This is a genomic window from uncultured Porphyromonas sp. (assembly GCF_938046015.1).
Lineage (GTDB): Bacteria > Bacteroidota > Bacteroidia > Bacteroidales > Porphyromonadaceae > Porphyromonas.
In genome coordinates, this window is record NZ_CALIXW010000045.1 from 17,886 (window position 1) to 44,255 (window position 26,370).

Here is a 26,370-nt window from a genome sequence, read left to right on the forward strand (position 1 = left end):
GCGCTGGCCTCGGCTCGGCAGTGCCTAGAAGAGGGACTCGGGCACGCTGTCCGTTGCCTCACGTGCCTCCTGCTCTAGGTAGGCCTGGAGCTCCTCGGGGCTGCTCGCCTCGGGGCAGGTGGCGAAGGGGATGCGGTAGCTGCAGCCCGAGCTGTAGGCCGAGCAGCCGAAGGCGCTACGGCCACGTAGTAGCGTGCCCGCACCGCAGCGGGGGCAGTGGAGGCCTGTGTCGCGGGGATCAGCTACGGGGCTATCCGCAGCGGCGGAGGGCTGAGGCTGAGCTGCGGCCGAGGGTGCAGCGGATGGCTCGGGCTGTAGGACGGATAGGGTCAGCTGGCGGAGCATCTCCTTGAGCTCCTCGATGAAGCAGCGGGGCTCCAGCTCGCGGCGCTCGATCTGTCGGAGCTTGTACTCCCACTGCCCCGTGAGGGCGGCGCTCTTGAGGAGGTCGTAGTTGATGAGCCCTATGAGCTGCTTGCCGGTCTCGGTGGCGTGGATCTGGCTGCGCTTGACCTTCTCGATGTAGCCGCGCTTGAAGAGGGTCTCGATGATGTTGGCCCGGGTGGAGGGGCGGCCTATGCCGTTCTCCTTCATGGCCTCGCGCAGCTCCTCGTCCTCGACGAACTTGCCCGCCGTCTCCATGGCGCGCAGTAGGGTGGCCTCGGTGTAGTACTTGGGCGGCTGCGTCTGGCGCTCCTTGAGCTCGGGCTGCTGGGGGCCGCGCTCGCCCTCGACGAAGGTCGGCAGCAGCGTGGCCTCGGCCTCGCTCTCCTCCTTGCCCTCCTTGGCCTCGGCCTCCTCCGCATCGCCTGCGAAGACCGTGCGCCAGCCTGGGGAGAGAATCTCCTTGCCCGAGACCTTGAACTTGATCCGCTCTACCTGGGCCTCGACGCTGGTCGTGCTGATGAGGCAGTCGGGGTAGAAGGCCGCGATGAAGTGACGCGCCACGAGGTCGTAGACGCGCTGCTCGCGCTCCGTGAGCCCCTGGGCGCGCTGCCCTGTGGGGATGATGGCGTGGTGGTCGGTGACCTTGGCGTTGTCGAAGGTCTTCTTGCTCTTACGTATCGGCGCGCCGCTCAGCAGCGGGGCGACCAGCTGGGGATAGGGCGTCACGAGGTCGCGCAGGATGCCCGCGACCTTGGGGTAGATGTCTTCGCTGAGGTAGGTGGTGTCGACGCGCGGGTAGGTCAGCAGCTTCTTCTCATAGAGGCTCTGGGCGGTGGCCAGCGTCTCCTCGGCGCTCATGGCGAACTTGCGGTTGCAGCTCACCTGTAGGCTCGTCAGGTCGAAGAGGCGAGGCGGCAGCTCCTTCCCGTCCTTCTTCTTCACTGAGGTGATCTCCAGCTCCTTGCCCTGTATGCTCTCTAACGCAGCCTGTGCTTTGGCTCTATCGCTGTAGCGCCCCTTGTCTGCGGAGAAGAGCGTCTCGCGGTAGCGGGTCTTGAGCTCCCAGTAGGTCTCGGGGACGAAGTGCTCGATCTCCTGCTGGCGCTCGACGATGAGGGCTAGGGTGGGGGTTTGTACGCGGCCGATGGAGAGGGGCTGCTTGCGCTCGCGGCCGCCGTAGCGCAGGGTGTAGAGGCGCGTGGCGTTCATCCCCAGCAGCCAGTCGCCGATGGCGCGCGCCAGGCCTGCCTCGTAGAGGGACTGGTAGTCCTCTGCGTCGTGCAGGCGGGCGAAGCCCTCGCGTATGGCCTCGTCCGTGAGGGAGGAGATCCATAGACGCTTGACGGGCACGCTACAGCCTGCGCGCTGCAGTACCCAGCGCTGGATGAGCTCACCCTCTTGGCCCGCATCGCCGCAGTTGATGACCTCCGTGGCCTGGCCGACCAGGCGCTCGATGATCTCGAGCTGACGCTTGTAGTGGTCGATCTCTATGGGCTTGATGCCGAAGCGCTCGGGGATCATCGGCAGGACGCCGAGGCTCCAGGCGCGCCAGGAGGGGTGGTAGTCGTGGGGCTCCTTGAGCGTGCAGAGGTGGCCGAAGGTCCAGGTCACTGCGTAGCCGTTGCCCTCCATGTATCCGAGGCCCTGCGTCCCCTCGCGGTGGGTCGCGCCTAGGATATTGGCGATGTCACGTGCCACACTGGGCTTCTCGGCGATGCAAAGGATCATGCGTGTACGTAGTGAGGTGGCTGGGGCTCGCGGGGGAGCGAGGGCTAGGGTATAAAAGAAGAAACATCCCAAGATTACTATCGAATCTCAGAATGCCTCATCAAACAAATACACATCAAAACTATGGAAACCTTAGTTGAGCGGAAGACGGGACTCGAACCCGCGACCCTAACCTTGGCAAGGTTATGCTCTACCAACTGAGCTACTTCCGCGTTATGATTTCAATTGCTCGGGGGCGGCTTCCTGCCCCGTTTGCGCTGCAAAGATAAGACCTTTTTTTGAATTGGCCAAAAAACCGTCCAAAATCTGCCTCAGATTTCCTCCCGAAGTTTGCCTGCACCCTCCTCACCGCCGCGCGTAATAGGCTAGGGCTGAGCCCACATGTCGCCCGCACCCATGCTCCTTTCTTAGGATAAGTCAAGGGCTGGGCAAACTCTCACGAGGTGCGGGATAAGGGGAGGCCGTGCTGAGGGACATCAGTCGGGAGGCTGAGTGCCGTCAGTGGTGCGCGTGAGGGATAGCAGTCAGCGGGCTGAGGGGTATCCCTCGCGGAGCTGAGGCAAGGGTGGTGCTTCGCTGGGATAAGGCTATCGCCTTGCTGGGGCTTTGCCTTGAGCCTCGTCCTTGTGGGTGGCGACTTCGTGTTGCCCGCGGCGTCTTGGCTGCTGTTAGGCTGCTCTGAGGCGAGTAGGCTTGGGTAGGGCGAGCTTATTCAAGGAAAGGGGGCGGAGAAGCCGCGGGTGTGTCAAGATGCGGGGCGAAGCATACCTTAATATATAAGGAGTGCCGTGCGGGCATAGGCGGCGGACTAGCCTCACGAGCTATTCAAGCGGCTGGGGCACGGCGTAGCCCTCAGTGGGGCGCTTCCCTAGCGTGCTTGCCTCGGGACGCTTATTGCAGATGCTGCTCCGTGCTGTGCGCCTGCTTCCCACGCGGGTGGAGGCGCGGCGGTGCCCCTTCCCTTCAGCTAAAGAATAAGGCCAGCTCCTCGGGGTGAGAGGCTGGCCTTGGTTTCTTGGGGGAGCTTGCTACAGGGCGGTGGTGAGGGCGGATCTCCTTAAAAACGTAATTAAATGCCGCCACTCGCGGGGTCCATGGTCTAGGGTAAAAATAGTATCTTCGCGAGTACAATCGATATCTACAGAGTATATGAAGACAAGACTCTCAGCGCTGGCCCTAGCGCTCCTCCTCAGCGGAGGCGCGGCCTCGGCGCAGAAAATCTTGGTCACAGGGCGCGTTACCAATGCTTCGAAGGCGGTGCTCCCCAAGGTCCAAGTCGTTGTGAAGGAGACCGGTCGTAGTATGGTGACCACCGAGCAGGGACTATATGTCCTCGAGCTCGAGGCAGGCCAGACCCTCCAGTTCATCCTCGATGGCAAGGTCCTCAAGACCTTAGTAGCGACCCAGCCACAGCTCGATGTGGTGCTCACGCTGCCTACCCCAGACAAGGATAAGGCCAAGAGCGATAGCACGGCCGTACATCAGGGCGAGGGCAAGGACGAGGTCATCCTCTCGACTTCGAGCCGTGGCGCGACCTCCATCACAGGTAAGGCGCGGCCGCTGTGGGTGCTCAATGGCGTCGTCCTCGGCAGCGACTACGGCAGCCTCGAGTCCTTCTCTGGCGCTGACCCCAAACAAGTAGCTGCGGGCATCGTCCCCGGGCTGAGCGTCGACAACATCGCCTCTGTACGTATCCTCACCACCTCCTCTGAGACCTCCAGCTACGGCCCGCGCGGGATCGCTGGGGTCGTAGAGATCACCACCAAGTCGGGTGCTGCAGGGGTCTCCTCCCTTAGCTATCGAGGGGAGTTCATGTACCGCCCCATCCCGACCTACAACGATCTCAACGTCATGAACTCCCAGCAGCACGTGGCGCTCATCCAGGATCTGCTCGACGGTGGGATGTACCCCATACACACACTGGAGACGAACAAGGACCAGGGGCTCGTCGGGCGTATGTACCAGCTCTTCAACGAGCTCGACGCCTCGGGCAAGCCACGCCTGACGAACGATGAGGCTTCGCGTCTGGCCTACTTCCGTGCTGCCGAGCACGCCAATACCAATTGGTTCAAGGAGCTCTACCGCAATAGCATCGTCCACAACCATACACTGAGCTTCAACGGCGGGACGAGTAAGACGAACCTCTTCGCCTCCCTCACCACACGCGTCGACCCAGGCTGGACGATCGCCAGCCGAGCTAATACCTATTCGGGTAACATCAGTGCCGACTATAAGCTCCTGCCGACGCTCAAGCTCGGGCTCAACCTCATCGGCGAGTACACGACCTCTGAGGACCCCTTGACCTCGGCCGTCAAGTACGCCAATAGCACCAGCCGCGCACTGCTGCCCCACGAGAACTATACCAAGGACTACGTCCCCTATAACATCTTCGACGAGCTGCGCGAGAGCCGCCGCACCAAGACCCTAGGCTACCTCGGCATCCAGGGGACAGCGACCTGGGATATCCTCAAGCAGCTGCGTGCGACCTTCGTCACCGACATCAAGTACACGAGTACCACGACCTTCAACGACAATACCGAGCACTCTGTCCTAGCGCGTAGCATGCGCGCCATGCAGACGACCAACATACGCAATAGCAATAAGAACCTGCGTACCGACCCCAACGACCCCTATGCTCTGCCCTACTCTGTACTCCCTGAGGGCGGGATACGGGAGAGTCGCATCGTGCAGAACTATATCAATAGCTTCAAGCTCGACCTCGACTACCACCAGAGCTTCGGCCAGCACAATATCCTAGCCTCCGCGGGCGTGGAGCTGAACCAAGGCACGGTGCAGAACAACTGGAACATCAACTACGGCGTCCTCTACGACCTCGGCTATCACTCCTACTACATCCCCGATGCCATCCAGCGCCTCTACGAGAAGGGGAAGGACTACTACACGATACGCAACAAGGTCAATAACAACATCGGGATGCTGACGCGCGCCAGCTACTCCTTCGCTGGTCGCTACTCCGTCGATGCGCTGCTGCGCTTCGACGCCAGCAACCGCTTCGGCCCCTCGCGCTACGTGCGCTGGCTCCCGACGTGGAATGTGGAGCTGACCTGGGGTGTCGACCGCGAGCACTTCTTCCGCCACCTCCGTCCCCTCTCCTCGCTGCGCCTCAAGACCTATGTGGGGATGGTCGCGGATAACCCTTCAGAGACCAACTCGCTCGAGGAGATCTATCCCAGCATCCCCTGGCGCCCGAGCTCCAAGGAGATCGGCCTAGCCTTCCACAACCTCGCGAACCACGACCTGACCTACGAGAAAACCCTGACCTACGGGGCACGTCTCGGCTTCGGCCTCTTCAAGGGACGGATTTCTGCCGAGATCGACGCCTACCGCCGTCGCAGCTATGACCTCGTCGGGCCCATCTATACGCAGTCGGTCGGTGGGGTAGCGCAGAAGAGTGGTAACGTAGCTGAGCTGCAGTCCTCAGGCCTACAGTTCACCCTCTCGACGGTTAATCTCAAGCTCAAGGACTTCAGCTGGACGACGGGCTTCTCCTACCTGCATAAGACGAATAAGATCACCTCGCTGCTGAGCAACCCCACGGTGCGCACGATGATCTCGGGCTCGGGCTTCTCCTACGAGGGCTATCCCCTGTCCTCGGTCTTCTCTATTCCCTTCCTCGGGCTGACCAATGAGGGGATGCCGCGCTTCTATAATGAGCGTGGGGTGGAGACACTGGGCGACTTCAACTTCTCCAGTAGCGACATCGACTTCCTCAAGTACAGCGGGACGCTCGACCCGACGGACGTAGGGACGCTGACCAATACCTTCCGCTACAAGAACTTCTCGCTCTCGGCGAATATCAACTACCAGTTCGGCGCCGTCACCCGCCTGCGCAGCATCACCAATACCGATGACTACTCGGCCTTCCCCCGTGAGCTGACGCAGCGCTGGAAGAAGCCTGGCGACGAGGCGTATACCGACATCCCTCGTCTCCCGACTAGCTATGCCTTCGACCAGTACGGCGCGGATAACCTGATCAATGGCTACTATGCCTACAGCGCCTCCACGACGCGTATCGTCAGCACCGACTTCGTCCGCCTCAAGGAGATCTCGCTCGAGTACACCGTCTCCAAGGCGCTGCTGCGTCGCACCCCGCTGAAGAACCTCTCCCTCAAGCTGCAGGCGCAGAACCTCATGCTCCTCTACTCGGATGCCCGCCTACGTGGCGACGACCCCGAGTACATGTACAGCTCCTCGGTCACTGCCCCGCGCAAGCTGATCCTAACCCTGCGTGTCGGACTCTAAGCCCCACGAGATAGCCTTATGATGAATAGGATGAATAGACTCTTCGTGCCCCTTGTGGCTCTCGTCGCTCCCCTGGTGCTGGGATCTTGCAACAAGCTCCTGGATGAGCAGCCCGACGAACGTGTGCTCCTGACCAGCCCCGACAAGATACGCCGCATCCTGGTCAATGCCTACCCACTGACCTCCTACGCCTACGCCTGCGAGATGTCTACGGACAACCTCGACGACTACGGGACGGACAACCCGCACTTCACCAAGTTCACCTACGACCTAGCCTATTGGAACGACGGCCCCGAGTACGGCAGCTCCGACGGCCTGCGTGCGCTGTGGAGCGCCCACTACCTCTCCATACAGCACGCCAATGCTGCGCTGAAGGCCATCGACGCCTTGGGCGGCGGCAGCGACCTAGCGGCAGCCAAGGGAGAGGCCCTCGTGATTCGCGCCTACTCGCACTTCGTCCTCGTGAACCTCTTCGGTAAGCACTACAACAGCAGTACCAGCGCCAAGGACCTAGGTGTGCCCTACATGACTGCGCCCGAGGAGACGCTCGACCCCAAGTACACGCGCAATACCGTCGCCGAGGTATATGCCGCCATCGACAAGGACCTCACCGAGGGGCTCCCGCTCATCTCGGACAGCTTCTACAGCCAGAAGATCTACCACTTCAACAAGGCTGCGGCCGAGGCCTTCGCCGCACGCTTCTACCTCTTCTACGAGAAGTGGGACAAGGCGATCGAGCATGCTACGACGGCCCTCGATGGTAAGAGCCCCCGCCGCTGGTCCGAGTTCCAGGACGCGGCCATCGTCGGCGCGAAGACCGAGGATGCCTATGCCAAGCTCTACACGAGAGAGACGGTCGCGGCGAACTTCCTCCTCTTGCCCGTGACCTCAGGGGCGGTCTCGAACTTCTCCTACGCCAATATGAAGCGCTTCTCCATGACGCACCGCGTGGCTGAGGAGGTCTTCCTCGGGGAGAACATCTGGCGCAGCTCGACGACGGCACAGGCCGACTACTGGCAGGTGCCCTTCGTCTCGTCCTCGTACAACTACCGTGACGTCATCAACCAGTCGAAGTACCCCTACTACGCCAGCAACAAGGACAAGACGCTCTGCGTCCCCTTCACGGCCGAGGAGACCCTGCTGGTGCGCGCCGAGGCCGAGATCATCCAGAAGCAGTACGATGCCGCTGTAGCCGACCTCAACACCTGGAGCTCCGCCTACCTCAACACGACGAAGAAGACCTTCACCAAGGACGAGATCATCGCCTTCTACAAGGCGCTCGACTATAGCACAGCGACCAACCCGACGATCAAGAAGCAGCTGCACCCAGCCTTCACCCTCGATGGGGGAGAGGATCAGCTGATGCTCCTGCAGCACCTGCTGCAGTGTCGCCGTGTGGCCACAGCCCACGAGGGACTCCGCTGGTTCGACATCCGCCGCTACGGGATCGAGGTCTTCCGCTTCGTCCATGATGCCAAGGATCGTGCCAAGTTCACCGTCGCCAAGACCCTCTCCTCCTGGGATGAGCACACGACCTTCCAGATCCCGCAGAACGTCCGTAACGCTGGCATGGAGCCTACGCCCCGCACTAAGTAAATCCCCCGCTCGCTCTACGGAGCGCACCACACTATGCATATGACTCTAAGGAACGCCTCCCTGTGGGCCCTCGGCTCGCTCCTGATGGCCCTCGGCAGCTGCCGCAAGGTGGATGCAGATATTACCTCGGGCTCCGTACTCAGCCCTGCCTCCAGCCGCACGGCTATGGATGAGTACATCGAGCGCGAGATCACCTCGCCCTACAACATACAGATCTACTATCGCTATACCGAGAGTGAGATCGGGCGCAACTGGGTAACCTCGCCCGCCAACGAGCAGAATAGCCTCCAGTTCGTCAACGTCCTGAAGTACCTCTTCCTCGAGCCCTACACCGAGGTGATGGGGGTGGACTTCGTGCGCCGCTTCACGCCTCAGGCCTTCGTCCTCACGGGGCTCCTGGCCTACAACCCACCGCCTAGCAACTCCAACACACGTGCCTCGACGGTCAACGGGATCAAGATCATCTTCATGAACATCAATAGCTTCGACTTCCCCTCGCTGGGCAACTACTACCATACGATGGATAGTCTGAAGAAGGTGCTGGAGACGGACAGCTCGGTGCAGTCGGAGTACGATCAGTGGAAGAACTGGCTGGACGGGCAGAACTCGGCCTACCTCGACCGCCTCAAGGACGTCTATCTCCGCACGATGTACCACGAGGCCGCGCACACCTTCCACCAGCGTGTCGAGCCCACGACGGACTTCGACAAGATCACCTCGCTAGACTACCGACAGGCGGACTGGATCTCGGGCTGGACGCGTGAGGGTAAGAAGTCCATCGAGTACGGCTTCATCACCAACTACGCCAGCCAGGAGCCGCACGAGGACTTCGCCGAGCTCTTCGGGAACTATGTCATCATGAGCGCAGAGGAGTGGGAGGCTAGGCTCGTCTCGGCCGACGTCATCCCTGAGGGGCGCTCCCGCTCGGGGCGCTCCATCATCGAGCAGAAGATCCGCATCATCAAGGACTACATGCTCAATACCTGGGGCCTCGATATGGACAAGCTCCGCGCTCAGCTACAGAAGCGCTACCCTGACTTCGCGCGGCAGGACTTCACCACTATGACCTCATCCACGACACAGCAATGAACTACAAGAAGATCCTAGCCCTCACGGCGGGCTCCCTCCTCTGGATGAGCTCCTGCACCAGCTCGAGTGATCTGGACAAGCTCCCCGAGGCTGCCGTGCGTACCCAGCAGGCGATCTCGGAGACGGTCGCTAGCCTCGAGGGGCATCAGGGCTACTGGCGCCTGACCTATTACCCCGACGCGAAGCGCGCCTATGGGGGCTACTCGATGTACGTGCAGTTCAAGGACGGACGCGTTACCGCCCTCTCGGAGCTCTCGACGGCCTCCACCAACTCCACCTACGCCGTGCGCAATATCGATATGCCGACGCTGGCCTTCGACACGCGTAGCAATATCCTGCACCACTTCAGTACCTCGACCGAATACTTCCGCAATGCTCGCGGGGGCGACTTCGAGCTGCTGCTGATGGGCACCCGTGGCGATAGCATCCTGCTACAGGGGCGCAAGTACCGCAACCTCATGAGCCTCGTGCCCATGACGACCGATCCCAAGACGGAGATCGCTGCCCTGCAGGCTATGGCGCAGAAGTTCCAGGGCAAGGGCCTCGTACCCGTCACGATCGGCACGGCAGGCAAGGTAGAGCTACGTCTGCACCCGACTTACCGCCAGCTGGAGTTCGTCCTCCCAGGCGAAGGGACGAGCACGAGTCGGCAGCAGATGGCCTTTGCCTACACCCCCGAGGGCCTGCGCTTCTACGAGCCTATTACCATCGGTGGGGTCACGATCTCGGGCTTCCGCCTCTCGAGCGACGGTACGAGCGTCACCTCCCTCGAGGGGGATGTCACGACCTCGCTGGTGTCGGCGCCTCTGGAGCTTGCGACCAAGAGCTATGTCCTCTACCTCACGACGGGCTATGCCTCCCCGACGATCGTCAGCTACTTCACCCAGGTCAATGCAGCCCTCTACCGCAGCCGTCAGGCGCGTATGAGTGCGCGCTGCTACCTCGGGGTGAATACCGAGGCGGATCAGAAGCAAGGCCTCGTGGGCAACGATACCCAGGTGACGAGCTTCATCACGATGCCCATCTTCGAGCATTCGGACGGCAGCTACACGCGTCTCTCCTACGAGGCGGACTTTGTCCCCGTGGGCAGTGACCCGACGCAGCTGGACATCCTGACGCGTGACGGCAACGAGACGACCTTCTGGTACTGGTACGCTGGAACGGCCGACTACTGGATCTCCCGCCTACGCTCCCGTGCTCCCTACAAGGTGGAGACGCTGACTGATACGGAGGGTACGACCTACTACAAGCTCTCCAGCGTCAAGGACGAGAAGACGTGGTTCTACCTCTACGCAGCTCAGTAGCGCCCCGCTGCTAGATTCCTCAAGTACGACGTGAGCGCCCGAAGTAGCCTAGCTGCTTCGGGCGCTCGTGCTTTATGTATCTGAGACGTCCCCTGGCCCCTGCCTTCGTCCGACCTAGCCCCCGAGGGCGCTGAGGGATATCCGTCAGCTCGCTGGGGGACGTCCCTCAGCGCCGTGAGGGATATCAGGCAGCCGGGTGAGGGATATCAGTCAGGGAGGCTTAGGCTAGGAGAGGCGGAGCCCCGACCCCTTTGGGGACATCGCCCCGCTGGGGCTTGCTCGCTCCTTAGCCCCTAGAGCCTAGGAAGGAGGCCTTGGCTGTCGCCTGCGGCCTCAGCGCGCTGGGAAGGTAGGGGAGGCCTTGCTGGCACTGCTTCCGCTGAGCCCAGCTGCTCGCAGCAGGGGCAAGGGGCGGGGGTGGCTGTGGGCTTCGTCGGCTGAGCCCTTGGGACGCTCGTGCGGTAGTTCCACGGGTATTCGCTAACTTTACGACACGAGAGCGGTAGCCCGCACGCGGCCTGCTGCCCGACATCACTATAGGAGATCACCATACACGCACGACCACTATGGAGCAGGAACTATTTACCGCCCAGGACCTCGAGGAACTGCAGCGCCGAGGCATCAGCCTTGAGGAGGCCACCCAGCAGGTAGAGGACATCCGTCAGGGCTTCCCCTACCTAGAGATCCTCGCCTCAGCCTCCCTCGAGGACGGCATCATCAGCAATGAGCCCAGTCAGGAGGAGCGCTACATGAGCCTCTGGGAGCGCTACCTAGAGCGCGAGGACGCCTCGGTATATAAGATGGTACCCGCCTCGGGCGCTGCCTCGCGTATGTTCAAGATGCTCTTCACCTTCCTCGACGCCGACTACAGCGAGCCGCGTACCGAGGCCGAGCGCCGCTTCTTTGACGAGCTGCACCACTTTGCCTTCTACGAGCTGCTCAATGAGGCCTGCCTGCGTAACCACTGGAAGAGCATCCCCAAGCTCCTAGCACAGGGCGACTATAAGGCTGTAGTGGAGACGCTGCTCCTGCCGAAGGGGCTGGGCTACGGCAGCAAGCCTAAGGGGCTGCTCGTCTTCCACCGCTACGACAAGGTCGAGCGTACGGCCCTAGAGGAGCACTTCGTCGAGGGCGCCCTCTACGCTCGCGATAGCCGCGGGCAGGTGCACCTGCACTTCACCATCTCCCCCGAGCATCAGCGTGACTTCGAGAGCCTCGTGGCGCGCGTCAAGGACTGCTACGAAGAGCACTACAGCGTGCGCTATCTGGTAAGCTTCAGCCAGCAGGAGCCCGCGACCGATACGCTGGCGCTGACGCCTGAGGGGGGACTCTTTCGTCGCGAGGATGGTAGCCTGCTCTTCCGCCCTGGGGGGCACGGCTCGCTGATCCGCAACCTCAATGCGCTGGATGCCGACATCGTCTTCATCAAGAATATCGACAACGTCGTCCTCGACCTATATAAGGGCCCGACGGTTATATACAAGAAGTACCTCGGGGGCGTCCTCGTCGCCATCCGCGATCAGGTCTTCGGCTACCTGCGTCAGCTGGATAAGGGCAAGGTGAGCCACAGCCAGCTGGATGAGATGAGCGCCTTCATGCGCGACGTCTTCGGCATCCGCCTGCCCGAGGTGCTGGACGATGAGTCGCTGGCACCCTGGCTGCGTGAGAAGCTGAACCGCCCCATCCGTGTCTGCGGTATGGTACGCAATGAGGGTGAGCCCGGCGGGGGACCCTTCGTCATCCGCGAGACCGACGGCAGCAGCTCGCTGCAGATCCTCGAGAGCAGCCAGATCAATATGGCCGACCCAGGGCAGCGCCAGTTCTTCGAGGCTGGGCAGTACTTCAATCCCGTAGACCTCGTCTGCTCGCTGCGCGACTGGCAGGGCAAGCCCTTCGACCTAGAGCGCTACGTCAATCCCAAGACCGCCTTCATCGCCCACAAGAGCCAGGCAGGCCGAGAGCTCCTGGCCCTGGAGCGTCCCGGGCTGTGGAATGGCGCCATGCACGACTGGAATACCGCCTTCGTGGAGGTGCCTCTGGAGACCTTCAACCCCGTCAAGGAGGTCAACGACCTCCTGCGGCCCGAGCATCAGGCTTAGCCCCTAGGCCTAGCCCAGCTCCTATATCAAGCTAAAGAAACACTAACCCTAAATATCATTGACCTATGAGTTCAATCAAAGAGCGCCTAGCACTCCTACGTCAAGCGATGAAGGCTGAGGGACTCTCCGCCTACATCATCACCTCCTCAGATGCCCACCTCAGCGAGTACACCCCCTCGCGCTGGCAGGGTCGAAGCTGGATCAGCGGCTTCAATGGCTCGGCGGGTACCGTCGTCGTCACGCTAGACAAGGCGGGGCTGTGGACCGACTCCCGCTACTTCCTCCAGGGGGCAGCTCAGCTCGAGGGCAGTACGATCGAGCTCTACAAGATGGGGGTCCCAGGGACGCCCAGCATCGAGGGCTTCCTCGCCGAGGAGCTCGGTGCAGGCGCCGTCGTTGGTGCCGATGGCATCTGCCTGTCGCTGGCGGAGGCTGAGGACACGCGCCATCAGCTCGAGGTCTACGGCATCAGCTACCGCCTCGATACGGACCTGCTGGATCGTGTATGGCAGGATCGCCCCGGCATCCCCTCCAAGCCCCTCTTCCTCCATCCCGCCCAGTATGCAGGCCGTACCGCCGCCGAGCGCATTGCTGAGGTACGCAGTCGCCTGAAGGCACAGGGGGCCAATGCTACCATCGTGACCATGATCGACGAGCTGGCCTGGGTCTTCAACATCCGCGGCTACGACGTGGCCTACAATCCCGTAGGCGTGGGCTTCGGCTATATCGGCGCCGATGATGCCGTGCTCTTCACCCTCCCCGAGAAGGTCACCGATGAGGTGCGTGCTGACCTGACGGCCAATGGCGTGCGCATCCTTGACTACACGGCGATCGACAGCTTCGTCGCTGGCCTCGGAGCTGAGGTGCGCCTCTTGGTAGACCCCAAGCGTATCACCTACCGCCTAGCCTCCCAGATCCCTGCGCACTGCCGTCGCGTCTCGGGCGTCTCGGTCCTCACGCAGCTCAAGGCGATCAAGAACGAGACCGAGCTGTCGAACCTGCGTCGCGTCATGGCTCGCGATGGGGTAGCGCTGACGCGCTTCTTCAAGTGGCTCGAGGAGGCGCTGGCCCGTGGCGAGACCTACACCGAGCACGAGCTGGACGTGCGTCTCAATGAGTATCGTGCCCATGGCGAGCGCTTCTACGGCGACAGCTTCGCCACCATCTGCGGCTATCAGGGCAATGGCGCCATCGTGCACTACCATGCCGATCCCGAGACCTCGGCACGTGTCAAGGCCGAGGGCGTGCTGCTGCTCGACAGTGGCGGCCAGTACCTCGACGGTACGACCGACATCACCCGCACCATCGCCCTCAGCACTCCTAGCACCGAGCTGCGCACGGACTACACGCTCGTGCTGAAGGGGCACATCCAGATTGCGCTGGCGAAGTACCCCGAGGGCACGCGTGGCAGCCAGATCGACATCCTGGCGCGCAAGGCGCTCTGGGATCGTGGGCTCAACTACGGCCACGGCACGGGCCACGGCGTCGGCTACTTCCTCAACGTGCACGAGGGGCCGCAGAACATCCGTACCGAGGTCAACCCCACGGAGCTGCAGCTCGGGATGATCACCAGCAACGAGCCTGGGATCTACCGCTCGGGCAAGTACGGGATCCGCATCGAGAACCTCGTGGTCACGGAGCTGCGTGAGGAGACCGAGTTCGGCCGCTTCTTCGGCTTCGAGACGGTGACCATCTGCTTCCTGGATAACCAGCTGGTGGACAAGAGCCTGCTGACAGCCGAGGAACTGGCGTGGTACAATGCCTATCAGGAGCGTGTCTACCAGACGCTGCAGCCTCTGCTGAGTCCCGAGGAGGCCGCCTGGCTGCGCACCAAGACCGCGGCGCTCTAGCCCTTCCTCCCCTCACGGTACAAGACACGAAGCCCCTCGCTGCCTCGGCGGCGAGGGGCTTTGCGCATATCTTCGTATCTTTGCACATCCTAGCATCATAGCACACCTAGTGCGGCCTTAGAGGGATGCTAGGGGCTATCCATATGCTCAAATTCGAACTACATAAGACCTGCGCCCAGACCTCAGCACGAGCTGGCCGCATCGAGACAGACCACGGAGAGATCCTTACGCCTATCTTCATGCCCGTCGGCACCGTCGGCTCTGTGAAGGCCGTCCACATGACGGAGCTCCGCGAGGACATCCAGGCACAGATCATCCTGGGGAATACCTATCACCTCTACCTGCGTCCCGGGCTCGAGACGCTGCGTGAGGCTGGGGGACTGCATAAGTTCAACAGCTGGTCGGGCTCCATCCTCACCGACAGCGGAGGCTATCAGGTCTTCAGCCTCGCGCATCGCCGCAAGATCACGGAGGAGGGCGTGACCTTCCGCTCGCACATCGACGGCTCGCGCCACCTCTTCACCCCCGAGCGGGTGATGGACATCGAGCGCGTCATCGGGGCGGATATCATCATGGCCTTCGACGAGTGCTGCCCAGGGGACGCCGACTACCGCTACGCGCGTCAGTCGCTGGAGCTGACGGAGCGCTGGCTACGGCGCTGCGTGCAGCGTGTCGAGGAGACCGACCCCCTCTACGGCTACCACCAGAGCCTCTTCCCCATCGTGCAGGGCTGCGTCTACCCCGAGCTGCGCACGCGGGCGGCAGAGTTCGTCGCTAGCCTCGGCGCTGAGGGGAATGCCATCGGCGGGCTCGCTGTCGGTGAGCCCACGGAGAAGATGTACGAGATGGTCGAGCTGACCAATAGCATACTCCCCAAGGATCGGCCCCGCTACCTGATGGGCGTGGGGACGCCGATCAATCTGCTGGAGAACATCGCCCGCGGGGTGGACATGTTCGACTGCATCATGCCCACGCGCAACGGGCGCAACGGCCAGCTCTTCACCAGCCGCGGTACGATCAACATCCGCAATGCTAAGTGGGCACGCGAGTTCTCCCCCATTGACGAGGAGGGCTGGTCCTTCGTGGACAGCCAGTACAGCCTGGCCTATCTGCACCACCTGATCCGTGCCGACGAGATCCTCGGCCTGCAGATCGCCTCGATCCACAACCTCGCCTTCTACCTCCGCCTCGTGCGTGAGGCCCGCCGTCATATCCTCGAGGGGGATTTCCTCCCCTGGAAGGAGCAGATGGTGCGTCAGATGAACCACCGCCTCTAGGGGTGGAAGGCTCCCTGCTAGCTCAGTCCCCACGATGAAGCCCCACGACGAAGTTCCCGAGGAGCAGCCCAGCCTCCAGCCCGGCAACAGCCCAGAGCCCGCCGCTGAGGAGGCCCAGCCCGCCGCACCCAAGAAGGCATACCGCCCCTGGCTCGGCCGCACGGACCGCTACCTCATCCGTACCTTCCTCTCCACTTATATCCTCTCCATCGCGCTCATCCTATCGATTGCGGTGGTCTTCGACGTCAATGAGAAGATCTCGGACTTCCTCAAGCCTGAGGTGCCGCTCTACAAGATCGTCTTCCACTACTACCTGAACTTCATTCCCTTCTATGCGAATATGTTCAGCCCCCTCTTCGTCTTCATCTCCGTCATCTTCTTTACCTCCAACATGGCGGCCAATACGGAGATCGTGGCGATGCTGGCTAGTGGGATGAGCTTCCGCCGCCTGCTCCGGCCCTACATGGTCTCGGCTGCGGTGATCGCGCTGGCGACCTATGTGCTCAATGGCTTCATCATCCCCTCGGGTAATGAGGTGCGTCTGGCCTTCGAGCAGGAGTACATCAAGAGCCGCTCCGCTAAGTACACGAGCAACATCCAGATCGCCATCGACAAGGACGTCTACCTCTATATCAACAGCTACGAGAGCCAGAGCCAGGTGGCCTATTCGCTAGCCGTCGACGAGTTCAAGGGGCAGAAGCTCGTCTCCCGCCTCACGGCCGAGGAGGCCTCCTACTCGGGTGGGGACAGCTGGCACATGCCCTCCTTCCATATCCGCCGCTTCCCAGGGCTGAAGGCCATCGACACCGTGGGCTACGACCTCGATACCAACCTCAGGATACGCCCCACGGACTTCCTCGTCAACGATAAGGACGCGCTGAAGATGCGCAACGACCAGATCTCGCGCTATGTGGAGCGCCAGCGCGAGCGCGGGGCGAGCAATACGCGCATCTTCGAGCTCGAGCTGCACAAGCGCTATGCGGCTATCTTCTCAGCCTTCATCCTCACCTTCATCGGCGCCGTCCTCTCGGCTAAGAAGATGAAGAACGGCCTCGGGATCAACCTCGTCATCGGCTTCGCGCTCTGCTTCGGCTACATTCTCTTGACGACGCTGACGGGGCAGTTCGCCACTGTGGGCATCATGGCGCCCTGGCTGGCAGCCTGGCTCCCCAATATCCTCTTCGTCTTCATCTCCTTCTCCCTCTGGCGCAAGGCTCCACAGTAACGACCCTTTACCCCTATGGCAACGAAACCCAAAGCACCGCGCAGTGTGCAGATACAGAATAAGCGCGCCACCTTCGACTACGAGCTGCTCGACCTCTACACGGCGGGCATCGTCCTCGTCGGGACGGAGATCAAGTCCCTACGCCTCGGTAAGGCCAGCCTCGTAGACTCCTTCTGCCACTTCCATGGCGGCGAGCTCTGGCTGCACAATGCGAATATCAGCGAGTACTTCTACGGCTCGTACAACAACCATGCGGCGCGGCGCGACCGCAAGCTGCTGCTCAACAAGAAGGAGCTGCGCAAGCTCGCCGACTACGCCCAGACGCCTGGCGTCACCATCATCGCTACGAAGATCTTCATCAATGAGCGAGGCCTGGCGAAGGTCGTCATAGCCCCTGCCCGCGGTAAGAAGCTCTACGACAAGCGTGCCTCGCTGCGAGAGAAGGACGACCGCCGCGAGATGGACCGCGCCATGAAGCGCTAGTGCTCCTGCCTCGCGCACAGCTAGAAGGCCCTCGCCTCACAGCTGCTCCACTAGGGAGTAGGCTGTGAGGCGAGGGCCTTTCTGTATCCTTCCTTCCCGCTGTGAGGACCAGGGGAGGGCTGCTGTAGATACGAGCGTGGTGATGTGGGAGCTGTGCCTAGAGGCTAGGATGGGAGTGGCTAAGGTGAGGGCCTAGCGACGCCCTGCCTTGGTGCTCTTAGCCTTGGGTGGGAGGTAGCGGAGGCTATCGGGGACGGAGAGCTGGCGGCGCAGCTGCTGCAGTTCGTCCTCGAGGCACTGACGGAGGGCAGCGCGCTCCTCGGGGCTCTTCGCCCGCTCGAGGAGGAGCGGGTCGTGGTCGGCCTTGATGATCTCTCCGCGGTAGAGGCCGAGGGTGAAGTAATCCTCTAGCGTCCCCGCATCGGGGCTACCCCCCGGCATCAGTGCCGTGGGGCGCTGGCGAAGGTAAGGGACGAGCTCGCTGTAGCGCAGCCAGAAGAGCGGCATCGGCGCCGTCCCGTAGTCGCCCATAGTCTCGAGGATGGGGCAGAGCAGCTCTACCTCGCGTCGGTAGCTCGTCGTGGCGCGGTCGAGGCTGTGCTGCTCCTTGAGGTAATAGCTGCGTACCTGGCTCGTGGGGAGGTCGGCAGGGAGCACCTGGTAGCGGGGCTTCCCTCCAGCGGCGACCTCGGTATAGGGGATGCGGAAGCGCTCGAGGAAGTCCCGCGGCTCGAGTACGTGGGCAGCGTCGAGGCGCTCACGGCCCGTGCCGTAGGTGTAGCCCTTGATCTTGCCCTCGAGGTAAAGCTGGATGATGAGGTCGAAGAGGCTCTGCCCGTCCTCGCCCTCCGCATAGAGGGGCGTATTGGCCGGCTGGGTGAGCTCCAGCTGGCGGTAGATCCCTCGGCGCCAGGCAAGGCCTGTAGCGGGTCGCGCGCTCGTGGACTGCTGCGCCCCAAGGCTTGGGGGGAGGGCACGCTGAGGCTGGGCTGCAGGCTGCTTGCGTAGCTCGGGACTGCGGCCTGTGGGCTGCTGTGCAGAGAGTCCTAGGGGGGCAAGGCTAGCGAGTATCGTGAGGAGTAGGAGGGATTTCATAGGCTAGGGGAGGGCTATTAGTGGAGGATCAGCTCCAGCGAGGGGAGGCGTCGGTCGAGGCCATCGGGACCGCGGGCGATGATCTCGCTGATGTAGAGACGGCGCCCGCGTGGCGTCTCGCGGATGAGCTGTAGCTGGCGCTCGCTGAAGCGGCTGCCGCTGCTCACCTCGGGGAGGGCATTGCCCAGCGCGTCGAAGGCGATGAGCTGGAAGCGCTCGACGCTGTAGCGGACGTCGAGGAGGACATCGTCCAGCGCGGCCTGCACCTGAGCCGCCGCGAGCAGAGCGCTGCGGCTGATGCGCCCGCCACGGAAGCGCTGATCCCCGAGCTGGAGGTAGGGAAGCGGGTCGGGCAGGGGGCGTATCCTGAGGCTGCGCTCGCCTAGGGGGCGCAGCCCACCGTCGGGGAGGCGCTGCGCGATCGCGAGGCGAAGCTCCTCCGCCCCGAGCGTAGGCCGCGCACTCCAGCGTCCTGCCCCCAGCGGGCGGAGCGTCCCGCCGCTCCTAGCGGTGAGCACGAGGGACTCGGCACTGAGCCCTGCGGCGGCGAGCTCTAGGGGATTGTCTATGCCCGCGTAGACGACCTGTGTGAGGGTGGGGGAGAGGCTAAGCTGCGGGGCGAGTACCTCGTAGTCGGTGTGCCAGGGGAGCTGCTCGCGGCGGCCGTCGGGGTGGGTCACGAGGACCCGCCCCGCGAGCTGGATACGGCCTGTGCGCGAGGTCGGAAGGCTGAGGGTGCCCGCAGCGTCGAGTGGGGTAGCTGTTGTCCCCAGCTGTAGCTCGGGGTGTAGGCTGCTGTCTCTGAGGGCGAGGACAAGCCGCCCTCGGGTAGGGACGCCCGTGATGATGGGGCCTTGAGGGGGGAGGATGAGCGCCTCGAGCTGCGGCCTCGTGTAGGGCTGGGCGGCGGGCTGCGACGTCTGTGCCCCCTGCTTTGCGGCCTCGGACTGTTCCTCGGCCTTGGCGGGCTGCTTCTCCTTCCGCGGCGAGACCTTCATCGCCAGAAGTGCGATGAAGACCAGGTACATGAGGTTGATCATGCGCTGCCTATAGGGATGGCTGCCGCCGAGGATCATAGCTGGGGAGCTGAGGGATGGGACTAGGGGATGCGGGGAGAGGCGTGAGGGAGGAGAGCTAAGGCGCGTGCGTGCGGCTAAGGCTTCGGGATGCCTGCACTCACCGAGAGGCTGTGGATCATGCGGGCATAGAGCTCGTTGAGCTGGATGAGCTGGGCGACGAGCCGCTCATTCTGCCGCTGGAATTCGCTGCTCCCCTGTAGGCTGGTCTCGTAGACGAGGCGTAGCTGCTGCACGCGCTCGGTGAGCTGCTTCAGCTCCTCCTGGTAGCCTGCGGGGCTGAGGCTGCTGCCAAGCCCTTCGCCCTCAGGGCGGCTCGTGTGAAGGCTGGGCGAAGTGGCTAGCTGCTGGCTCAGCTGCTCGATACTCTTGCTTAGGGCCTCGAGGCTCTGCTGCAGCTGGGCGCTTGCGAAGGAGGGCTCGCTAGCGCCAGCCTTGGAGCTGGTAGTCTCTGCCTGCTCGGGACTATCGAAGCCCGAGAGGATGAAGATGAGGCACTCGGTGAGCATGCTCACCAGCAGCAGTCCATCGGCGTAGGGGAGCTCGAGGATCTTGAAGAGCGCGCCGAGGATCACCAGCGCAGCGCCCCAGGAATAGCTGCGGTGCAGCAGGAGCTGGCCGCGGGGCGAGGTGAGCCAGCGGCTAAGACGAGATCCGCGAGGGCTGGGCTGTGGGCTGAGGGACATGGCAGAGGCTTATTTGCCGAAGGTGATGGCGGAGCGCACGCAGCGGAAGCCTATGTAGGCATGCTGGGCGGTCTGTGCTGCGGGACTGCGGTCGCTCGATTGGATGAAGCGCGCGATATCCTTCCACGAGCCGCCCTTGAGCACCTTGAGCGTGCGCTCCAGCGGGTCGCTGTAGCTCACGCTGCGGCGTAGCTCGGGGTTGACGTCGCTGGTCTGTAGGAGGCCCGAGGCGCTCCAGCTGGTGCTCGTCCACTCGGCGACGTTGCCCGCCATGTCGTAGAGGCCGAAGGCGTTGGGCGCGTAGGAGGCCACAGGCGCGGTGATGAGGTGACGGTCGGCGGTGTAGTCGCCCTCGCCAGGCTTGAAGTTGCCCACGAAGCAGACCTTACCCTTGGCTTGGCGCACGCCATGCTTGCCCCACTCCTTGTCGAGCTGGGCGGCGTATTCCCATTCGGCCTCCGTCGGTAGTCGATACTCCTCGAGCGTCTGCCCCTCGGGGAGGCGCAGCGTGCGTAGCGTCATCGCAGTACGCCAGGCACAGTAGGCTGTAGCCTGCTCCCAGCTGACGCCTACCACGGGGTACTGATCGTAGCCCGCGTGCTCGAAGTACTTCTTGCTGTAGCCCTCATTGCGTGCCTCGGGGAAGTCCTTGACCCAGACAGTCTCGTCCGGCAGCACGGGGATGATGTAGGTGCTGACGAAGTCGTATTCGCTGCTGAGGGGGCGTGTCAGCGTCTCGCGCACGATACGTCCTGAGGCATCGAGGTAGGCCGTATCCTTGCTGATGATGGGGCGCTCCGTAGGGTTGCGGTCCCAGGCGGTGTGCGTCTGGGCGCGGTGCAGTCGGTCGCGGTAGAGGGTGGCGGCGTGGCGGTCGTAGCGCTCATAGCGGTAGTTGAGCTGCCGCGGGTCGAGGCGGCGCTCGCCCGTCACGGGGTCGGTATAGTAGAGGCTACGCAGGGCGCGTAGCTCCTCCTCCGTGGCTCGGCGCTCGCTGGGCAGCGGGCGCGACCAGTCCAGATGCGGCCGTACGGGCTCGCCATAGCGATCCTCAGTGATCCGATAGCGCTCGTCTCCGCCGTAGGCAGGGTCCGCCAGGCGCTCGCGCAGGATGGAGTCACGTACCCAGTGGACGAACTCGCGGTAGGCGGCATTGGTCACCTCAGTGCGGTCCATCCAGAAGGCCTCCACCGAGATGCCTCGGCTCTGCGCCGGTTCGCCCCAGAGGCTGTCGGCCTCGGCGCGTCCCATCAATACGTGCCCTCGGGGAATGAGGAGCATCCCTGCGGGTGCGGGCTCACTCCAGGAGACGAGCTGGGCGCGCCCCTCAGAGGGGCGGCTGGCACTGGGGCTGAGGGAGCCGCAGGCCCCGAGTAGGAGCGCTAGCGTGAGGCCGGCGGCGGGGAGAAGGCTTGCTGATCGCTTCATCGTCGATGACTGCAGTAATGAGTAGGAGCAGGATACGGAGCCCTAGCTCTAGGGATCCTAGAGGGCGTCCGTAGCCTGCTCCTAAGAGATAGGGAGCGAGCGGAGTCTAGTATTCCTCTTCGTCGAAGAAGAAGTCTTCCTTGCTCGGGTAGTCAGGCCAGATGTCCTCGATGGACTCGTAGAGCTCGCCCTCGTCCTCCATCTCCTGGAGGTTCTCGATGACCTCGATGGGTGCGCCAGAGCGCTGGGCGTAGTCTATGAGTTCGTCACGGCTGGCAGGCCACGGTGCGTCCTCTAGCTTGGAGGCTAGTTCTAGGGTCCAGTACATTTGTTGCTGTCGTTTTGTGGATTAAGTCTTCTTGTCTTGATAATATGTAGCTGCAAAAGTACTATTTATTCCTTATTCGACCTAAAGCTAAGGAAAAGGCCACGCACAGCTCTCGCCCGCCTCGGCCTCCGCTCCGCGCTTCAGGCCGTCCTCATGGGCTCCGTATGCCTGCTCTTTATAGCCTCGTGCGCGGGCGTCCTTTGCTTGGCAGGGTCGTGACTCTAGTTTAAGGTGGTGCCAGCCGCGTGTCTTGGTCTAGCTCGGGGATAATACGCATGAAGCTAAGCCCTAAGGCGGATCGGGCTGAGGGATAGCAGTGAGGGAGCTGAGGGACACCTGTCAGAGCCGTGAGGGATATCGGTCAGCGAGCTGAGGGCTAAGGGGGAGCGCGGGAAGACTTTGCTGGGGGTGCCTTTGGGGGCTGCTTGGTCGAGGTTCGGAGGCGGGAGCTGGGGTAAGGTAGGGAAAGTCCTAGCACGCGGTGGAAGAGGGTTTGAGGCGGCGCAAGCGGGGTGCTGGCTTCAGGATAAGCCGAACTTGCAGAAGGGAGAAAAAGACAGCGCCCCCAGTCTCCGCTCAGGGAGGCTGGGGGCGCTGCGTGCTTGGAAGGCTCGGCGCTCACCCTTTAGTAAGGGGGCTGTGCTTGCCCTAGGGCTAGAGGGAGATGCCCGCCGTGAAGAGGAGGGAGCTATTGGCGCCGCTCGTGCTTGGGGCTAGGTAGGCGCCGTCGAGCTGGAAGCGGCGGCCGTGGTAGCCCAGGCCGAGGCTGAAGCCCTGCAGGCCGTTCGTGTCGTACTGATAGCCTACGCGGGCGGCGAGCATACGGCGGAAGCTGTATTCGCCGCCGAAGTGCAGGGCTACCGAGGAGCTATTGACGGGGTAGGTGAAGACGTCGGCGCCCGCACTGAGGCTTAGGCGGTGCTCCGCGCTGAGGCCGTAGTGCAGTTCGCCCCCCGCACCGACGAAGACGGGAGCGTAGAGCTCGCGGCGCTCGTGCTTGGCATACTTGAAGCCCAGGCTCATGTTCTGTGCCTTTGCCCCGATGAGGTAGCTGAAGCCTTGGCTCGGCTCTTCGGCGTGGCTGCGGTAGAAGGCGCCGAGGCCGAAGGTGGCTGTGCTGGCGGAGTGGTCGCCGAGCTCGCTCTGCACGTAGCCTGCGGTGGCGTAGGCCGAGAGGCGCCCCAGACGCAGGGCGTAGCCTAGGTCGAGGCTGTAGTCATAGGGAGAGAGCGTGCCCTTACTCTGCTCCTGGCCGTTCACCACCTCGTACTGGAGACCGCCGAGGTAGCGGAAGCCAGCGAAGAGGCCGTGACGCTCCCCGAGGCGCAGCCCCGCCGTAGCCTGATAGAGCTGCAGCGAGCCTTCGGCGCCCTCGAGCTTGCCCATGAGGCGAGCCGAGGCACTGCCGCGGAACTGGGAGGAGCCGTAGAGGAGGCTGGTGGGATTGGTGTAGAGGAGCGAGCTGCTGGCCTCGCCGTAGTGGCTACCGCCGAGGGCGGCACTACGAGCGTCCGTGCTGAGCTCGAGCAGCGGCAGGGTACGCACCTGCTTGACCTTCTGTGCCGTCAGCGGCAGAGCAGTGAGGCCGAGGAGCGCTCCGAGGAGGAGACGCTTGGTAGGGATAATCATGCTGTGAGGGAAGGCTTAGTTCTTGACGAAGGCCTGCGTGTACTTGCCCTTGGCGGTGCGTACGTGCAGGGTGTAGCTGCCTGGGGTGAGGCGACGCGTGAGGATGCGGATGGCGCCGCTGCCCTTGGTCTGGAAGGTCTTCTCCAGCACCTGGACGCCGAGGAGGCTCCGTAGCTCTACCTGTGCCTCATTGATCGTGGGGTCGAGGGCGATATTGAGCTCCGTCGTCGCGGGGAGTGGGTAGACCGAGTAGACGATGGCCTCGGTGTCGCTCACGACACGTAGGGGCAGGGTCGTCGTGATGGGCTGGCTGATGCCGTCTGAGACCTCGAGGATGACGCTCGTCACGCCCTTCTGCTTGCCGTGGATCGTCAGGCGTCCCTCGGGCGAGATGCTGGCGGAGGCGACCTTGCCGTCGGCGCTGTGTGCCTTGAAGCTCAGGGGGCTCTCCTTATCGTAGCTGAGTGCCGTCGTCACGTCGAGGCTGCGGGACTTACTCAGCCCTACGATCTGGCTGCCGAGGGAGGCGCTGAAGGTCGGGGCATGGTACTCGTAGACCTCGAAGGGGATACGTAGCTCGCTCTTGGCCCCCAGCTCATCCACCGCCGTCAGCAGCAGCTCGTGCTTGCCTAGGGGGGCTATGGCGCGCAGGGTGAAGGTCACCAGATCGCCCTCCTGCTGGTAGCTGACACCGCGCTGCTCACCGCTGAGCTGGATGCTCACCTTCTGATGGTCGGGGTCGGTGACCTGCACGTGGAAGGTGCGCCTCTCTAGGGCAGAGACGCGGAGCGGGCGCTCGGGGGTAAACTTGATGGAGGGAGGGGTGTTCTTCTTCGTCTTGAAGCGGGCGAAGCTCAGGCCTGAGCTCTGACCCCAGCGGTCTATGGCCTCGACCGCTACGTGGTATTCGGTGTCCTCCTTCAGCCCTGCGACGGGGTAGAAGACCTTGCTGCCTGCCTCGATGCCCGCAGCATTGATCTCGCTCACTAGGTGGCTCGTGGCGTTGGCCACCGTGAGCTGCTGGTCGGCGAAGTAGACCTTATAGGAGCTAGCCACACGGTCGTCCTCGTCGCGTACAGCCTCCCAGGAGAGGTCGGCCGTGGAGAAGGAGATGTGCTCGGCCTGGATAGCGGAGACGCGCTGCGGAGCCTTGTGCTGGTTGGTCGCGAAGACGGCCGAGGCATCGATGTAGCCACGGCCAAGACGGCGGGCATACTTGGGGTTGGCAGCGTCGATGTTCTTGAACTTCAGTGATCCCAGCAGGCGCTCCTTGCACTGCTCGGCCGTGAAGCCTGGCCCGCCGAAGTGCGAGACGATGAGCGCTGCAATGCCTGAGACGTGGGGGCAAGCCATGGATGTACCCTGCATGTAGCCGTACTCCTTGCCCGTGATCTGCTTGGAGAGCGTGCTGAGGACTTGTCCGTTGGGGAAGTTGAGGTCCCCCCCTGGGGCCATGATGTCGACCCAGTCACCGCGGTTGCTGTAGTAGGCCGCAGTCCAGTTGGGCGCCATCGAGGAGACGGCGATGATAGCATCGTAGGCTGCGGGGTAGGAGTAGTAGTCCATCCCATCATTGCCCGCGGCGAAGATCACGACGCCCCCCTTCATCGGGGACTCGGGGAGCTGATTGCCGTCATCATCGCAGCCCGCGTACTTGATGAAGTAGTCCACGGCGTCCTGAATGACCTTGGGGATGGCGGTGATCTGTGCCTTGTAGGGGTAGCCCCAGGAGTTCTGGCTGATCACTGCACCGTTGTTGGCGCCGTAGACGATGGCTGCGGGCGAGTCGCCGTTCTCCTTCTCGGCGCCGAAGATCTGGCAGCTCATGATGCGCACGCCAGAGCCTGGCGTACCGTTGCCCCCAGCGATGCCCGAGACGCCGATGCCGTTGCCCGTGCGGGCAGCGACCGTCCCCGCTACGTGCGTGCCGTGGGACTCTTTGTCTGGGTAGATGGTGGCATCGTCCTTGATGAAGTTGTAGCCGTGGATGTCATCGATGTATCCGTTCTGGTCATCGTCGACCCCTGGCTTGCCGTTCTTTTCCTCTTCGTTGACGTAAAGGTTGTCCACGAGGTCGGGGTGGGTCAGGTCTATCCCTCCGTCGACGATAGAGACGATGACCTTGGGCTTGCCCGTCTCGACCTTCCAGGCCTTGAAGAGGTCGATGTCTGCCCCTGCGATGGAGCCGTGGTACTTCCCTACATTATGATAGTGCCACTGGTCAGAGAGGAGCGGGTCATTGTAGGGCATGTCGTCGGCCGAGGCACGTCGGGCTACGGGCAGATCCGTGGGGATAGCCTTGCCCGCGGGACGTGTCATAGGGTATACGGGCTCGGTGTACTCGATCTCGGGCACGGCGCTGAGCGTGCGCATGGCACTGCGTAGCTCCTGCTTCTGGTCGAAGTGCACGACGTACCAGCGGTCTAGCCCCGCACGGCGCATACGCTTCTCGAAGCGTGGGTCTATGGGGAAGACGGGCTGTAGGGTCTCCGTGGAGATGCTACGCAGGCTGCGTGCCATCTGCTCGGGGAGCGCCTGCAGGGCACGGGCGCTACTGGCTGCGGTCTGCTGGAAGGCAAAGTCGCGGAAGAGGCGCTGCGAGCCCTGACGGACGCGGATATAGAGCTTGCCAGGCTCGGCGCCCGCTGTGGGTAGGCCGCTCGTGGCGGTGCTGCCATTGGGGGCAGCGAGCTGCTCGGGCTGCGGCGCCTGGGCTGTCTGAGGGGTATCAAGCTCACGCTGGCAGGCCCCTAGGCTGAGGAGCGAGAGTAGCGTGAGGCTAAGGAATGCTTTGTTCATCTGTTACCGACTGATTGGAGGGTACAAG

General features: G+C 62.9%; 17 protein-coding genes and 1 tRNA gene. 9 read left to right on the forward strand and 9 right to left on the reverse strand.

The genetic code is table 11. The annotated features are described in order from the left end of the window. Window positions 1–24: 24 nt before the first annotated feature. Window positions 25–2,115, reverse strand: coding sequence for a DNA topoisomerase 3 (locus tag Q0248_RS06150; RefSeq protein WP_299320775.1), 2,091 nt, complete (start codon window positions 2,113–2,115; stop codon window positions 25–27). A gap of 139 nt (window positions 2,116–2,254) precedes the next feature. Further along, a tRNA-Gly gene (locus Q0248_RS06155) sits at window positions 2,255–2,327 on the reverse strand. Window positions 2,328–3,264: 937 nt separating this feature from the next. Here Q0248_RS06155 and Q0248_RS06160 point away from each other — a divergent pair. The 9 genes from Q0248_RS06160 (at window position 3,265) to smpB (ending at window position 17,301) form a co-directional block, all read left to right on the forward strand. Then, window positions 3,265–6,378: a SusC/RagA family protein gene (locus Q0248_RS06160; protein WP_299320776.1), complete on the forward strand. Its 3,114-nt coding sequence runs from the start codon at window positions 3,265–3,267 to the stop codon at window positions 6,376–6,378. 30 nt (window positions 6,379–6,408) lie between these two features. Further along, on the forward strand, window positions 6,409–7,974 hold the full coding sequence (locus Q0248_RS06165) for a RagB/SusD family nutrient uptake outer membrane protein (RefSeq protein ID WP_299320778.1): 1,566 nt from the start codon (window positions 6,409–6,411) through the stop codon (window positions 7,972–7,974). 39 nt (window positions 7,975–8,013) lie between these two features. Then, window positions 8,014–9,063: a substrate import-associated zinc metallohydrolase lipoprotein gene (locus tag Q0248_RS06170; RefSeq protein ID WP_299320780.1), complete on the forward strand. Its 1,050-nt coding sequence runs from the start codon at window positions 8,014–8,016 to the stop codon at window positions 9,061–9,063. Next, a complete protein-coding gene (locus Q0248_RS06175) occupies window positions 9,060–10,367 on the forward strand; it encodes a DUF4302 domain-containing protein (protein WP_299320782.1) in 1,308 nt (435 codons plus the stop codon). The genes Q0248_RS06170 and Q0248_RS06175 overlap by 4 nt, the downstream gene beginning before the upstream one ends. Window positions 10,368–10,933: 566 nt before the next feature. After that, the gene (locus tag Q0248_RS06180; RefSeq protein ID WP_299320783.1) at window positions 10,934–12,466 is read left to right on the forward strand and encodes a DUF4301 family protein; all 1,533 of its coding nucleotides are present in this window, start codon (window positions 10,934–10,936) and stop codon (window positions 12,464–12,466) included. A gap of 65 nt (window positions 12,467–12,531) precedes the next feature. Next, a complete protein-coding gene (locus tag Q0248_RS06185) occupies window positions 12,532–14,316 on the forward strand; it encodes an aminopeptidase P family protein (RefSeq protein ID WP_299320785.1) in 1,785 nt (594 codons plus the stop codon). 143 nt (window positions 14,317–14,459) lie between these two features. Further along, window positions 14,460–15,593 (forward strand): tRNA guanosine(34) transglycosylase Tgt, encoded by a 1,134-nt coding sequence (gene tgt, locus Q0248_RS06190; RefSeq protein ID WP_299320787.1) that lies wholly within the window; start codon window positions 14,460–14,462, stop codon window positions 15,591–15,593. Window positions 15,594–15,627: 34 nt separating this feature from the next. After that, window positions 15,628–16,818, forward strand: a complete 1,191-nt coding sequence (locus tag Q0248_RS06195) for an LptF/LptG family permease (RefSeq protein WP_299320788.1) — start codon at window positions 15,628–15,630, stop codon at window positions 16,816–16,818. Between the two features lie 15 nt (window positions 16,819–16,833). Beyond that, complete coding sequence (gene smpB / locus Q0248_RS06200) at window positions 16,834–17,301, forward strand: SsrA-binding protein SmpB (RefSeq protein ID WP_211788109.1); 468 nt, start codon at window positions 16,834–16,836, stop codon at window positions 17,299–17,301. 192 nt (window positions 17,302–17,493) lie between these two features. On the opposite strand, the gene Q0248_RS06205 is transcribed toward smpB, so the two are convergent. The 7 genes from Q0248_RS06205 to Q0248_RS06235 form a co-directional block, all read right to left on the reverse strand. After that, entirely contained in the window at window positions 17,494–18,396 is a 903-nt protein-coding gene (locus Q0248_RS06205; protein WP_299320791.1) for a hypothetical protein, read from the reverse strand. A gap of 17 nt (window positions 18,397–18,413) precedes the next feature. Then, a complete protein-coding gene (locus Q0248_RS06210) occupies window positions 18,414–19,472 on the reverse strand; it encodes a GldM family protein (RefSeq protein ID WP_299320792.1) in 1,059 nt (352 codons plus the stop codon). A 77-nt stretch (window positions 19,473–19,549) separates the two neighbouring features. Next, window positions 19,550–20,158 (reverse strand): hypothetical protein, encoded by a 609-nt coding sequence (locus Q0248_RS06215; protein ID WP_299320794.1) that lies wholly within the window; start codon window positions 20,156–20,158, stop codon window positions 19,550–19,552. Window positions 20,159–20,167: 9 nt separating this feature from the next. Then, a complete protein-coding gene (locus Q0248_RS06220; protein ID WP_299320796.1) occupies window positions 20,168–21,586 on the reverse strand; it encodes an SUMF1/EgtB/PvdO family nonheme iron enzyme in 1,419 nt (472 codons plus the stop codon). Window positions 21,587–21,692: 106 nt separating this feature from the next. Further along, entirely contained in the window at window positions 21,693–21,914 is a 222-nt protein-coding gene (locus Q0248_RS06225) for a DUF2795 domain-containing protein (RefSeq protein WP_005467333.1), read from the reverse strand. A 654-nt stretch (window positions 21,915–22,568) separates the two neighbouring features. After that, window positions 22,569–23,543: a PorV/PorQ family protein gene (locus Q0248_RS06230; protein WP_299320798.1), complete on the reverse strand. Its 975-nt coding sequence runs from the start codon at window positions 23,541–23,543 to the stop codon at window positions 22,569–22,571. A 15-nt stretch (window positions 23,544–23,558) separates the two neighbouring features. Then, a complete protein-coding gene (locus tag Q0248_RS06235) occupies window positions 23,559–26,342 on the reverse strand; it encodes a S8 family serine peptidase (protein ID WP_299320800.1) in 2,784 nt (927 codons plus the stop codon). Window positions 26,343–26,370: the final 28 nt, after the last annotated feature.